This is a genomic window from Arthrobacter sp. D3-18 (assembly GCF_054408525.1).
On the sequence record NZ_CP096440.1, the window covers coordinates 446,004 to 458,871 of the forward strand.

Annotated in this window: 9 protein-coding genes; 5 read left to right on the forward strand and 4 right to left on the reverse strand. The window is 62.9% G+C overall.

Annotation, left to right across the window (positions count from 1 at the left end):
- The first annotated feature begins 128 nt into the window (after positions 1-128).
- The 3 genes from M1D89_RS04165 to M1D89_RS04175 all read left to right on the forward strand — a co-directional run bounded on the left by M1D89_RS04165 (position 129) and on the right by M1D89_RS04175 (position 5,285).
- Positions 129-2,384, forward strand: coding sequence for a bifunctional copper resistance protein CopD/cytochrome c oxidase assembly protein (locus tag M1D89_RS04165; RefSeq protein WP_498648301.1), 2,256 nt, complete (start codon positions 129-131; stop codon positions 2,382-2,384).
- Complete coding sequence (locus M1D89_RS04170) at positions 2,384-4,357, forward strand: NHL domain-containing thioredoxin family protein (protein WP_498648303.1); 1,974 nt, start codon at positions 2,384-2,386, stop codon at positions 4,355-4,357. Before M1D89_RS04165 ends, M1D89_RS04170 begins: the two co-directional genes overlap by 1 nt.
- Before the next feature lie 163 nt (positions 4,358-4,520).
- Complete coding sequence (locus tag M1D89_RS04175; RefSeq protein WP_498648304.1) at positions 4,521-5,285, forward strand: type IV toxin-antitoxin system AbiEi family antitoxin domain-containing protein; 765 nt, start codon at positions 4,521-4,523, stop codon at positions 5,283-5,285.
- Positions 5,286-5,302: 17 nt separating this feature from the next.
- On the opposite strand, the gene M1D89_RS04180 is transcribed toward M1D89_RS04175, so the two are convergent.
- The 4 genes from M1D89_RS04180 to M1D89_RS04195 form a co-directional block, all read right to left on the reverse strand.
- The gene (locus M1D89_RS04180; RefSeq protein WP_498650892.1) at positions 5,303-6,331 is read right to left on the reverse strand and encodes a hypothetical protein; all 1,029 of its coding nucleotides are present in this window, start codon (positions 6,329-6,331) and stop codon (positions 5,303-5,305) included.
- 126 nt (positions 6,332-6,457) lie between these two features.
- Positions 6,458-8,200: a helicase HerA-like domain-containing protein gene (locus M1D89_RS04185; RefSeq protein ID WP_498648306.1), complete on the reverse strand. Its 1,743-nt coding sequence runs from the start codon at positions 8,198-8,200 to the stop codon at positions 6,458-6,460.
- 3 nt (positions 8,201-8,203) lie between these two features.
- A complete protein-coding gene (locus tag M1D89_RS04190; protein WP_498648307.1) occupies positions 8,204-8,722 on the reverse strand; it encodes a GNAT family N-acetyltransferase in 519 nt (172 codons plus the stop codon).
- A gap of 57 nt (positions 8,723-8,779) precedes the next feature.
- Positions 8,780-10,717 (reverse strand): FAD/NAD(P)-binding protein, encoded by a 1,938-nt coding sequence (locus M1D89_RS04195; RefSeq protein WP_498648309.1) that lies wholly within the window; start codon positions 10,715-10,717, stop codon positions 8,780-8,782.
- Positions 10,718-11,005: 288 nt separating this feature from the next.
- On the opposite strand from M1D89_RS04195, the gene M1D89_RS04200 reads away from it, so the two are divergent.
- Together M1D89_RS04200 and M1D89_RS04205 are read left to right on the forward strand one after the other, a co-directional pair.
- Positions 11,006-11,971, forward strand: coding sequence for an amino acid ABC transporter permease (locus tag M1D89_RS04200; protein WP_192812011.1), 966 nt, complete (start codon positions 11,006-11,008; stop codon positions 11,969-11,971).
- Positions 11,968-12,861: an amino acid ABC transporter ATP-binding protein gene (locus M1D89_RS04205; protein ID WP_498648311.1), complete on the forward strand. Its 894-nt coding sequence runs from the start codon at positions 11,968-11,970 to the stop codon at positions 12,859-12,861. Before M1D89_RS04200 ends, M1D89_RS04205 begins: the two co-directional genes overlap by 4 nt.
- Positions 12,862-12,868 lie beyond the last annotated feature (7 nt).

Consider the following 12,868-nt stretch of genomic DNA (forward strand, 5'->3'; position numbering starts at 1 on the left):
TGCCTTGAAGGGACGGCAACCTGATGGTTGCCGTCCCTTTTGCCTTTAATGCCGTTCCAGCTGTTAGGTAATGCACATAGCGCCTCTTTCGATTCGCAGCCCGGCGGCAGGTAGCGGACAATGGATAAGTGCCATCAGCAAGAAGCTCAGCTACTGCCCCTTCGCCTGTTCCCAAGCCGGGAGCGCGGGGAGGCAGTACAGTCGCGGGCATTTCCTTGCCATGGCAGCTGGCTGGTCTGGCGGTGCTGTTCCTGGCTCTTGCGGCCGCCCTCATCTTCTCCGGCGCCTCAGCTGCCCGGCAGGTGTCTGATCCAGGCGAATTGGTCCGGTGGGGCCTTCCCGTAGCGAAAGCCATCCACAACGTGTCAGTGGCTACGGTGGTTGGCGGCCTGATCTTCGCCGTCGGCATCCTGCCTAAGAACCTCGGCGGCTCCCGGTCCCGTGAGAAGGATGTTGACGCGCCCGAACATCCGGCCTTCGCCCGGGCCTTGGCCGTTGCAGCGGCAGCCGGCGCAGCCTGGACTTTGTCCGCGGTGGCGGTCCTTGTACTCACTTACGCAGACGTCGCGGGGCAGGGGCTCTCAGGAGACGCGGAGTTCACGCGCTCCCTGGTCTACTTCATGACGGACATCGAGACCGGCAAGGCTTGGCTCGCCGTCACCATCATCGCTGCGGTCGTCACCACTGCGCTTTTCGGTGTCCGATCGTTGACCGGCCTGGCGTTCACCCTCCTGCTGGCACTGATCGGCCTGATTCCTACAGCCTTGATCGGTCACTCCTCCAGTTCCAGTGACCATGAAGGTGCCATTAACTCCCTGGGGCTCCACCTCGTAGGTGTATCCACGTGGGTGGGCGGCATCGTCATGCTGGCGGTCCTCTCGGGCATCCTGACGGGTTCCAGGAGCAAGGGAACACCGGACATCACCGAGCAGACCCTGCGCCGCTTCTCGACGCTTGCCGGCTTCGCCTTTGTCCTGGTGTTCGCCTCGGGAGTCATTAACGCTGCCATTCGTGTTACCAGCCCCGCCGACCTTTTTGGGTCTGCTTATGGACAACTCATTATCGCCAAGTCGCTGGCAACGTTGGTGTTGGGCGGCATCGGTTTCATGCACCGCCAGTGGGTTATCCCCCAGCTTGGCAAGAACGGCTCCATGTCGGCCCGTCGCGTGCTGTGGCAACTTGTGTTGGTTGAGCTTTTGGTGATGGGCGCGACGTCGGGACTCGCCGTTGCGCTGGGACGCTCGGCTCCGCCGCAGCCCACCACCTACGCACCTGATGCGTCGCCGTCGTTTATTCTCTCCGGCTACGAGCTTCCACCCGAATTGACGCCGGAGCGCTGGCTCACGGAATGGCGCTTCGATTGGCTGTGGGTAGGGGTCGCGCTGTTCGGCGCGGTCACCTATATCCTCGGTATCGTCAAGGTCCGCAGGCGCGGCGACAAGTGGTCCTGGTTCCGGACAGTCAATTGGATCATCGGACTGGTGGTGCTCACGTACATCACTTCGGGCCCGCCCGCTGTCTACGGCCGCGTGCTGTTTTCTGCGCACATGGTGGATCACATGGCCCTGACTATGGTGGCGCCAATCTTTCTTGTCCTTGGTGCCCCTGTGACCCTTGCCCTGAGAGCCCTTCCCGCCAGGGGCGAAGGCGCCCACGGCTCACGTGGCCTGCGTGAGTGGCTGCTGCTGTTTGTGCACTCCAAGTTCTCGCAGATCGTCACGCACCCGTTGTTCGCCGCTGCCAACTTCGCAGGCTCAATCGTGCTGTTCTACTACTCAGACCTGTTTAGCCTCGCGATGCGCGAGCATGTGGGCCACGAGCTCATGAATGTGCACTTCCTGCTAACTGGCTACATCTTCGTGCTGAGCATGATCGGTAGCGATCCTCTTCCGCGCCGTGCCCCCTACCCCATGCGCCTGCTGCTATTGCTGGCCACCATGGGTTTCCACGCGTTCTTCGGTGTGGCCATCATGGGTGGGACAGGGCTGCTGGCAGCGGACTACTTCGGTAACCTGGGCCGGGCTTGGGGTCCGTCGGCCATTGGGGACCAGCAACTGGGAGGTGCCGTAGCGTGGGGTATCGGCGAAGTTCCTACTTTGCTGGTGGCAATCGGCGTGGCCGTGATGTGGTCGCGCTCGGACGAACGGGAGACCCGACGGGTTGATCGTGCAGCCGACAGGAATAACGACGCCGATCTCAGTGCTTACAACGATATGTTTGCCCGGCTTGCTGACCGCGACGCCAAGATGGCCAACCGCACTACCCAAGCAGCCAGGACTACCCAAGCAACCACAACGGCGCAGGCGGAAGGGAATAACGCCGAACGCCCCACCCCAGATGCCTCCGGGCAATCTGAACCGAACACCAAGCTGGAAGGACGCTGATGAGCGAAACCGTACGTACCCAACACCGGGTCCGGGCCTCCGAACTGGAGGGCCGCGGCTGGCTCAACACGGGCGGGAAATCCCTGGACCTCGAGTCCTTGCGCGGCAAGATCGTGCTGCTCGATTTTTGGACCTTCTGCTGCATCAACTGCCTGCACGTGCTGGACGAGCTGCGCCCGCTTGAGGAAAAGTACTCGGACGTACTGGTGACGGTCGGCGTGCATTCGCCCAAGTTCGAACACGAAGCGGATCCCATAGCACTGGCATCTGCCGTGGAACGCTACGAAATCCACCACCCTGTCCTGGACGATCCGGAGCTCGCAACGTGGAAGGCGTACACCGCCCGCGCATGGCCCACACTGGTGGTCATTGACCCCGAGGGATACATTGTTGCCCACCTCTCCGGCGAGGGCCACGCCGACGGCCTGGCTGTCCTCCTTGAGGAACTCGTGGCCGAGCACGAAGCCAAGGGGACCCTCCACCGCGGTAACGGCCCCTACGTGGCTCCCGTGCCGACGTCGGGCACCTTGCGCTTCCCTGGGAAAGCGACCCAGCTAGCCAACGGCAACTACCTGGTAGTGGACTCCGGCCACCACCGCTTGGTGGAACTCCGCCCCGATCTTGAAACTGTGGAGCGGGTCATCGGCTCCGGCACCAAGGGGTACTTGGACGGACAGTCTGAGATCGCGCAGTTCAACGAACCCCAAGGTGTGACCCTGCTGCCCTCCGAATTGGCGTGGAAGCTCGGCTATGACGCAGTGGTTGCCGATACCGTCAACCATCGCCTGCGCGGCGTCACCCTGAGCTCCGGCTACGTGCAGACGCTCGCCGGCAACGGTGTCCAGCGGCTGCTCGACACCGGTCCTGCCCGGGTGACAGACACTGGCGCCGGCACTTGGTCAGAACACCACGACGGCGGCCCGGCTGACTTCGCTGCCGACGCGATCGATGTTGGGGCGCTGGGTCTCGGCACCGAGGTTTCCCTGTCCTCACCGTGGGACGTGGTCTGGAGCGAAAAGTTGCAGCGGGTTGTGATCGCCATGGCGGGAACCCACCAGATCTTCGCCTTCGACCCCCTGGCCAACGAGGTTTCCATCCTTGCCGGGTCCGGACTTGAAGGCCTGCTGGACGGCAAGGCGGAGGAAGCCTGGTTCGCCCAGTCGTCCGGGCTGGCCATCGACGGTGAAGACAACATCTGGGTGGCTGACTCGGAAACATCCTCCTTGCGTCGCCTCGTGGTCACCGATTCCGGTGTGACCGTGGAAACCGCCATCGGCAAGGGCCTGTTTGATTTCGGTTTCCGTGATGGCGAGGCTGCTGAAGCACGCCTGCAGCACCCCCTGGGTGTCACTGTTCTTCCGGACAACTCCGTGGCCATTGCTGACACCTACAACGGTGCTGTTCGCCGCTATGACCCTGTCACCAAGTCCGTATCCACCTTGGCGAGGGGCCTCGCTGAGCCGAGCGACGTCGTCGTGGTTCAGGTGGAGGGCAGCGACCCGCTGCTGGTAGTTGTGGAGTCAAACAAGCACCAACTGGTCCTGGTTCCCATTCCCAAGGAAGCCCAGCAGGTGGATGAGGGAGCATCGCAGACTCACCGTCCCAAGAGCCCGGTGACTCCCGGGAACCTTGAGCTCGCAGTGCGTTTCCAGGCTCCTACCGGCCAGAAACTGGACGACCGTTGGGGCGACCCCACACAGCTGAAGATTTCCTCCACACCGCCGGAACTGCTGGTCTCCGGTGGGGGCACATCGGTGGGCTTGCTGCGCACCCTTGAGCTGTCTGCTGACGTTCCCGAGGGCATCCTTCACATCACAGCCCGCGCGGCCGCCTGTGACGGTCCCGAGACTGAGGACGGCGAAATCCCCGATCACGCAGCCTGCCACCTCTACCAACAAGACTGGGGCATCCCGGTAGTCCTGCAGGCTGATGGTGAGTCCGAGCTGGTGCTGGACCTGCGCGGCATGGACTAAGCCTGACAAACTGAAATGGCCCGGGTCTGACTCATCAGGGGTTGGCCCGGGCTTTTCTTATGCCGTGGAAGCCATCAAAAGTGGGCTGCTCCGTAGCTACGTCTTATCCACATAGCTCACTTTGGCAGTGCCGGCCCTTTGGCTGGAACTGCAGGCTGGAGGGATGGAACCCGAGGAAGCCTTGCGACGACTGGGCGGCGTTGCCATGACACGGCAGGTGCAGGCTCAGGATGTGAGCGAACCAGCGATTCGTTCCGCGGTGCGGGCGGGAAGTATTCAGCGCGTCGAGCGGGGAGTGCTGCGTCTTCCGGGCGAAGATCCTGCGTTTGTCGCAGCGGTCAAAGCGAGGTCGCAGCTCACCTGCGCATCAGCTGCGAGCCGCTATGACCTGTGGTTGCTGCACAAACCCGCCGAGCCCCACTACTGGCAAAGCAACGGCAGGCGTACGGCCGGGTGCATCAGCCACCGGCTGTCCCTGTCCCAACCTCGACCGAGCGGGCCATATGTTGCGCTGCCGGATGTCCTTCTGCACGCACTTCTCTGTCTCCCTCCGTTGGAAGCACTGGTGATGGTCGAAAGCGCTTACATCCGTGGGGACATCACCCTTGATTACCTGGGTCGCCACTTACTTGGCAATCGCGCCGGGCGGGCCCGCGAGGTCCTGGCCAAAGTGGACAGGGGCGCCGGTTCCTTACTGGAAACCCTGGCCCGGGTCCTCTTCCGTGATGTCGGCATTCGTACCGAAACCCAGGTCTGGATCGAGGGCGTAGGAACCGTCGACTTTCTCCTTGAAGGATTCCTCATAGTTGAACTCGACGGCATTGCTTTCGCCGGCCCGCATGTGGTCGAACTAGCCCATTTTAGGTTCGATTTGGTGCCAGTGAGTGGGTTGACCGCGGTCCGTGTCCACGGAAACTGGGCCAGTTAAGCACGCGAGCCAAAAAATCAGAAGGTCAGCATTGGGGTAACGGTCACAGTGTCTGCGCCCACGTCCAGCTGGGTGGTGAAGCTGAAGTCGTGCTCCACGTTGAGGTCGTTGACCAGCCCGGTGAAAAGGTTGATCTCCCGGGCGGTGAGTGTTGCCTTGCCGTTGAGCGGAGCCACCACCCATTTACCGCTGAACGGCTCAATGGTGATCTTGGGGTACTCCGTGATTTCCCATTTGATGGTTCCATCCACCACACGGGCGTTGCTTGCGTGATAGAACGGGCAATCGGGTTGCAGGCGCTGTTGCTCGGTAGCCTGGCCGGCGCACGTGTCCAGGAATTCCCGGACCTTGCCAGCCACGGCTTCGTTCATGGCAGCGGTGGACCGTGTCTGCAGGTTCAGGGGAGCCGTGCCGCCGTCGCGTGTCGAAACAAGGGCCGATGTGGTCGGGGCTTCAAAATAGGTGCCGTTCAGGCTTGCCTCGTACTTGCCGGGGAAGAAGACAGCAAAGTTGTTGCGGCCGTTGGGCATATTCACGGGTACGCCATTCAGCGTGGCCTCGCTGGCGTTGACCACGGTGACTTCAATGGTAGGAAGCGTTGTGGGTACGAACGCCCATTTAGCGAAGAACAGCCACTGGGTCCCGGTCCGTTCCATCAGGAATTCCGTGTGGAGCCGGCTGCCATCAAGGGTGTAGTCCACCGGCACAGCCATCCGGTTGCTGCCCCGGGGTTCGGGGTTTCCAACCTTGATATCGGACAACTTGGAAGCGGCCGTTTGCAGGGCGGTCCCGTCCAGCATGGCGGGGTTTGCACTGGGCACTTTGGCGCGCAGCAAGCCCAAAGCTTCTTCGCCTTCACCCTTCTGCAGGGCTTCCAGATATTCCTTCACAGGCTGTTGAGGACTGGCCAGTGAGGAGCTCACCAGGTTGATGCACACGATGGCTCCGGCGGCAGCAAGCATCAGACCGAGCAGCCATCCGGCTGCGGTCTTGACGAACGCTTGACTCAACTGCACGCCCTTTACGTTACCTGCCGCGGCTGCTATCGCCGTGCAGGAAGGCCTCGGAGCGACTTATATCCACCGATTGGAGAAGGCCCGACGGCGGGTGGCAGTAGGCGCTGCTGCCACCCGCCGTCGTGGTTCCGCCGTCAAAACAGTAGCAAAACAGTACTAGCGGTGACGCCGCGAAGACGTGCCGAAGACCCCACGCATGAGATCGCGTCCAAGCTGCGTTCCCATGGATCGGACCATGCTCTTCAGCCCGCCACCCAGCGCTCCACCGAGGGCGCCGGCGATGTCACCGAGCATGCCGTCCTGCGGGGACGACTGCGGGGACGGTTGGTGGGACGACTGCGGCGCTGGCACCGGCGCAGGCGGTGCAGGGAAAGGCTCAGGGGACGAGGACCGGGAGCTAGGGCGGCCCAGGATTTCTTCCTCAATACGGCGGGCTTCGGCGTCGATGTCGGCCTGCGAATTACCGGAATTCGTAGGGGTAGACGCGGGCACCGGTGGCAACCCGGGCGCTGCGTCTCCGGTAGGAACGGCCGCTTGACCATTGAGTTTCTCGTAGGCCGAAAGGTTGTCCACGGCTGTGCCGTACTTGACCAGCAGGGAGGACGCAGCGACCGTGCTGCGAATGAGCTCGTCAGCGCTGGGCCCCATCACAGACTCGGGCGCACGGAGCCGGGTCAACGCAACGGGGGTGGGTGCGCCCTTCTCGTTCATCACCGTGATGACGGCCTCGCCGATGCCAGCGGAGGTGAGGGTCTCTTCGAGGTCGTAGTCGCTGACAGGGAATGTGGACACCGTGGCCTTCAACGCCTTGGCGTCCTCCGGGGTGAAGGCTCGCAGGGCATGCTGCACGCGGTTGGCCAGTTGGCCGAGGACGTCCGCAGGAACATCCTTGGGTGTCTGGGTGACAAAGAAGATGCCCACTCCCTTGGAACGGATGAGCCGGACTGTGGTGGTGATGGCTTCCAGGAAGGCCTTGGACGCGCCGTTGAACAGCAAATGTGCCTCGTCGAGGAAGAAGACGAGCTTGGGCTTGTCCAGGTCGCCGGCTTCGGGCAGGTCCTCGAACAGGTCGGCAAGTAGCCACATGAGGAATGTGGAGAACAGCAAAGGCTTGGTCTGTAGCGTGGGAAGCTCCAAGCAGCTGATGACGCCACGGCCGTCCGGTGCGGTGCGGAGGAGTTCAGCGGTGTCGAACTCGGGCTCGCCGAAGAACTTCTCCATGCCCTGTGCCTCCAGCGTGACCAGCTCACGCAGGATCACACCGGCTGTGGCCTTGGACAGCCCGCCAAGGTTTGCGAGTTCGGCCTTGCCTTCGTCCGAGGTGAGGAATTGGATGACGGCGCGGAGGTCCTTGAGGTCGATCAGCTCCAGGTTGTTCTTGTCCGCGAAGTGGAAGATCAACTGGAGGCTGGATTCCTGGGTGTCGTTCAGGTCCATGATGCGGGACAGCAGGATGGGTCCGAACGAGGTAATAGTGGCGCGGACGGGGATCCCGTGGCCGTCCCCACCGAGCGAGAGGAACTCAACCGGGAAATTCTTCGCAGACCACTCCTGACCCAGTGCCTCGGTGCGTGCGGTCAATTTCTCACTGCCCGTGGCCGGCGTCGCCAACCCTGACAGGTCACCCTTGATGTCCGCGAGGAAAACCGGAACACCCGCCGTCGAAAGCTGTTCGGCGATCATGTGCAGCGTAACCGTCTTGCCGGTGCCCGTGGCGCCGGCCACCAGTCCGTGCCGGTTCATCATGGCCAGCGGCAAGCGGACCTGCGCCTCTTTGTGGATTTCGCCGTCAACGATCGCGGCACCCAGCTCGATGGTGGCACCTTCCAGGGTGTAGCCCTGCTGGATGGTGGCGAGTTTTTCGGCAGTTGTTGAGGTGGGTTTGTTGGCCATGCGCATAGCTTAGCTGTGCACGGCAAGATCCTTGCTGAAGGCCAAGTGCTTGATGTCCTCGGGGTCCGCGGCGAGGTCGAACAATGCTTTGTAGCCTGTGGCGAGGTAAAGGTTTTTCGCCTCGGGCTGGCGCGGACCGGTGGTCAGGTACAGCTTCCGGTAGCCCCGCCGTCGAGCCTCATTTTCCAGTTCGGCCAGCACCAGCCGCGCCAGACCTCGACGACGATGCGCTGAATGCGTCCAGATCCGCTTCAGTTCGGCGGTGTGGTGGTCGTACCGGCGGAACGCGCCGCCAGCCACGGACTCGCCGTTCTCCTGGATGATGATCAACGCGCCGTTCGGAGCTTCAAATTCCTCGGCCGGGTACCGGTTCAGTTCCTCTGCAGCGCCGCCGGTTCCGAACAGGTTGCCGTAGCGGGTTTCGTATTCGACAGCGAGCTCGTCCAGGAGCGGGCGGACGCGCGGATCGCGCATGGGCAGGCTGAGGACGGTAAGGCCCGACGTCGGCAGGGTTGGCGTTGCGGTCATGTCAGGCCTCTCGTAGGTGGAACCCAAGTAGGTAGCAGTTAACGTCGTTTTGAGGGCTCATAACGACGTTAACTGCGACTCAGTTGGGCGGGTGGCGGCAACCATGGACAGGATCCGGCGTGCCAGGGCGTCGTTCTCCCGGAAGGGTGCTGCGTTGGTGTTGGGACGGGCAAACGCCCCCGCGCCCCACCCGGACGTCCACGGGCCCACCGCGAACAGACCCTTCCGAGGAGTAGTAACAGGGGACAGGACCTCGTGATTCCCGGAGACCAGGAGTTTGCCGGTGGAGTGGGCACCGTCGGAGGTGAGCAGCCTCTGTTCGGTGCCCCAGCCGGCGTGGTGCAGGTCAGCCAGTGCGGGATTCGCCGAACGTTCCACCGAAGCAGCGGGCAGCCGTGCCTCAATGTACGCGGACGCATCCACCACCACGGGCGATTGGAACGTCCCGGCTACGAACCTCCCAACAGAGTCGTCGGCGCGGACCCACATACCCGGGCCCAGGAACTTCAGGAGCCCTGCCCTGTGCAGCGCGAGCATCTCGCGAAGCCGGTGCGCGGGGGGTCCCGAATCCACGAAGCTGAAGAAACCATGCCACCAACCATGGATGGTCTGCTGGGAGCGTGCGTTGAGCCGTTCCTGGGGGACCAAGCGGCCCAGATCCATATACACGAACAATAAAGCGGTGAACAGGGCCAAGGTCTCGGAATGGTCGGGGCTGGTCCTGAGGTCGAGGTCGTTCTGGATATAGGCGGCCACGGAGCGTTGGACCGATTCATGGCTGGCGAACGCGCAGCCGCTCAGCGGGTGGTCCAATTTTTCGAGATCCAAGCGCAGCGCAGGATCCGGCACGGAAAACGCCACCAGTTCTTCCCTGTCGGCGCTGTACCAATCAACGGCGTCGAACCTCGCCTCGAAGCTGGCCCACGTCCCGAGCACCCGCGACGGGTATCCGATAAACAGCTCGCGGTAATACGCGTAGCCCGCATCCTTGGCGATCAACGGCCACAGGTGTGCACGGAAGTCGAGTTCCTGGTGCTCTGCGAGCAAGGCATCAATGGCCTCGGCCGTGAAGTACCGCGGACGGGTGATCGGCTCGCCGCGCAGAACAGAAGAGATCTTGGAGTGGTACGGCACACCGCGTCGGGACCCCGCCCAGACCCGCGGTTCGGCACCGGACGGCACGTACTCGAGTTCGCCGTCGGGCCGCTCTTCAAAGCGGCCGCCGCGGCCCTCAAACAACAGCACCATCAGGTCCACAAAGGCGAGCCCCATGCCGGAGACGATGACGTCCTGCCCTGGCTCAACCGCGGTGTAGTCCACGTCCGTGGTGTACGACGGCGCCGCATGGAACCCGCCGTGCCGGGCAGCGAACTCGCTGAGCCTCGCGGATTCGGGATCAGGCAAGGAATCGGTGTGGCCCAGCGCGTAAACCACGACGTCGGCAGCCACCTCGGCGCCGGAAGCCAGCCGCACGTGATGCGCACCGCCATCGGGCCCGCCATCCGAAGAGCGCACGACGCCGGTGGCCGTGTCGCGATGCACTGTCACGGTCACGTCAGGGCCAAGTGAGGACACGGCCCGGTGAAAGAACCACTCAAGGTACTTGCTCTGCAGCTGCCGGGTGGGAAATGACGCCGGCGTCAGCGCGCGGAGTTGGGCAAGGATGTGCGGCTCGAACGCGGGAACGTCCCGAATGCTGCCATCCAGCACCCCCGAAGCCCAGGTGGAAAGCCCCGGTCCGTCAATCGAAGGTCCGTCGCAGGCAACCGACGCATCCGTGAACATGGTGACGTCCGCCGCCGTGGAATTCAGGAGCAGGCCGGGATCCTGGTCATAGCGCCAGATCCTCCCGGAGCCGGGCTCATGCGGTTCGATGACATGGACATGCAGGGGACCGGCGAACAGTGCGGGACGGTTGGCCGCAAGCCGTTCGAGGACGCCGGCCGTGCGCGGGCCGCCGCCGATGAAGGCGATTGCGGGTACTCGTGACGGCATGGGATCTCCTGAAAAGCGCTGGTTGGTGATGCCCAATCTAGGGACGAAGCAGGCTGCCGGTCGAGGCGGCGGTAACCGCCGTTCACCACACGTCACGCAGCGTTACAGCAAGCAAAATCCCGTCGCATTTAACGGGTCGGGAAGGAGATTGTGACGCTGTGCGAACTCCCGAGAAGCCGCGCGAAGTCCAGTGAAGAAGTGCAAATTCCCGCCTTGCTGCCGGGTTTCACGCGGCCCTAGATTGGCAGCCATCCGATAGACAACAACCGATCTGAAATGAGGTGGCGCATGAGTGCAATCGCACCGCCTGCCACGGCGGAAACGTCACCGCCCACCCCGGACTACTCCGAGTACAAGTTGGTTCCTGCCCGGCATCCTTGGCGTTGGGTGGGCACCGTACTGGTAGCTGCCGGTGTCGCAGCCATTGCCTGGTCGCTGGTCACCAACCCGCGCTGGGAGTGGGGAGTGGTGGCCGAATGGTTCACGGCGCAGTCGGTGGTCAACGGACTCATCGAGACCCTCAAGCTCACGGCTATCTCCGGGGTCCTCGGCTTCGTCCTCGGTTTCATCCTGGCCCTCATGCGCCTGTCTGCCTCACCGCTGCTGGTCTCGGTGTCCTGGACGTTCTCCTGGATTTTCCGCTCCACGCCGCTGCTGGTCCAACTTCTACTCTGGTACAACCTGGGCTACCTGTACGAGAAGATCAGCTTGGGTATCCCGTTCACTGATGTCCGCTTCTTCGAGGCACAGACCACCACGCTCATCAGCCAGTTCGCCGCAGCAGTCCTGGGCCTCACCCTGAACCAGGCGGCGTACTCCGCCGAGATCATCCGTGGCGGCATCCTCTCCGTGGACCAAGGCCAGCTCGAAGCTGCCTCCGCCTTGGGCATCCCGGCATGGAAGCGTTCCACCAGGATCGTGCTGCCGCAGGCCATGCGCGCCATCCTGCCCAACGCCTTCAACGAGATCATTGGCCTGGTCAAGGGCACCTCGATCGTTTACGTCCTGGCCTACTCCGAACTCTTTTACACGGTCCAGGTCATCTACAACCGGACCCAGCAAGTGCTTCCGCTGCTGCTCGTCGCCACGCTCTGGTACGTGGTGATCACCTCGGTGCTCAGCGTTTTCCAGTACTACATTGAACGCCACTTCTCCAAGGGCGCCCTGCGGACCCTGCCGCTCACGCCGTTGCAGAAGGCCCGGAAGTTCTTCACCACCCACGTTGCTGCCACTCCCACCAAGGACGCCCGATGAGCATCATCGCTGCACGCAAAGAATCCACGAAGACGGCCCAGGCAGGCGCTTCAGCTGGCGGTTCTGCCAGCACGACGGCGGCCCGCACCGCCTCGGCGGAAAGGACAGCAACCCGCGGTCAGGTGGACATCACCAACGTCCGGAAATCCTTCGGCGCTACCGAGGTCCTCAAAGGCGTCTCGTTGTCAGTGCCGCCCGGAGGCGTTGCCGTGATCGTCGGCCCGTCCGGCTCCGGCAAGTCCACCCTGCTGCGCACCATCAACCACTTGGAAAAAGTCGACGGCGGTTACATCACCATCGACGGCGAACTCGTGGGCTACGAGGTCCGCGGCAACAAGCTCCACGAGCTTCGTGAGAAGGACATCCTCAAGCAGCGCACCCACATTGGCATGGTGTTCCAGAGCTTCAATCTGTTCCCGCACCTCACAGCGTTGGAGAACGTCATCGAGGCGCCCATCGTCGCTCAGAAGCGGTCCAAGGCCGAAGCCCGGAAACGCGGCCTCGAACTCCTGGACAGGGTTGGCTTGAAGGATCGCGCCGATGCCTACCCTCGACAGCTTTCCGGTGGGCAGCAGCAGCGCGTTGCGATTGCCCGGGCGCTGGCACTTGATCCCAAAATCCTGCTCTTCGACGAGCCCACCTCGGCGTTGGACCCGGAGCTCGTCAACGAAGTCCTGGACGTCATCCGTGAACTCGCCAAGTCCGGCACCACGCTCATTGTGGTGACGCACGAGATGGGCTTCGCCAGGGATGTCGCGGACACCGTGGTGTTCATGGACCAGGGCCAGATCGTAGAGTCCGGCACGCCCCAGGAGATTTTCGCCAACCCGCGTGAGGAACGCACCCGCAGTTTCTTCTCCAAAGTCATCGAACCAGCTTTCAACATCTAGGACATCC

What these genes read in the sequence shown, in the direction of transcription:
- M1D89_RS04170 (WP_498648303.1), top strand. Translation starts at nt 2,384, where the DNA reads ATGAGCGAAACCGTACGTACCCAACACCGGGTCCGGGCCTCCGAACTG.
- M1D89_RS04175 (WP_498648304.1), top strand. Translation starts at nt 4,521, where the DNA reads ATGGAACCCGAGGAAGCCTTGCGACGACTGGGCGGCGTTGCCATGACA.
- M1D89_RS04185 (WP_498648306.1), bottom strand. Translation starts at nt 8,200, where the DNA reads ATGCGCATGGCCAACAAACCCACCTCAACAACTGCCGAAAAACTCGCC.
- M1D89_RS04190 (WP_498648307.1), bottom strand. Translation starts at nt 8,722, where the DNA reads ATGACCGCAACGCCAACCCTGCCGACGTCGGGCCTTACCGTCCTCAGC.
- M1D89_RS04195 (WP_498648309.1), bottom strand. Translation starts at nt 10,717, where the DNA reads ATGCCGTCACGAGTACCCGCAATCGCCTTCATCGGCGGCGGCCCGCGC.
- M1D89_RS04200 (WP_192812011.1), top strand. Translation starts at nt 11,006, where the DNA reads ATGAGTGCAATCGCACCGCCTGCCACGGCGGAAACGTCACCGCCCACC.
- M1D89_RS04205 (WP_498648311.1), top strand. Translation starts at nt 11,968, where the DNA reads ATGAGCATCATCGCTGCACGCAAAGAATCCACGAAGACGGCCCAGGCA.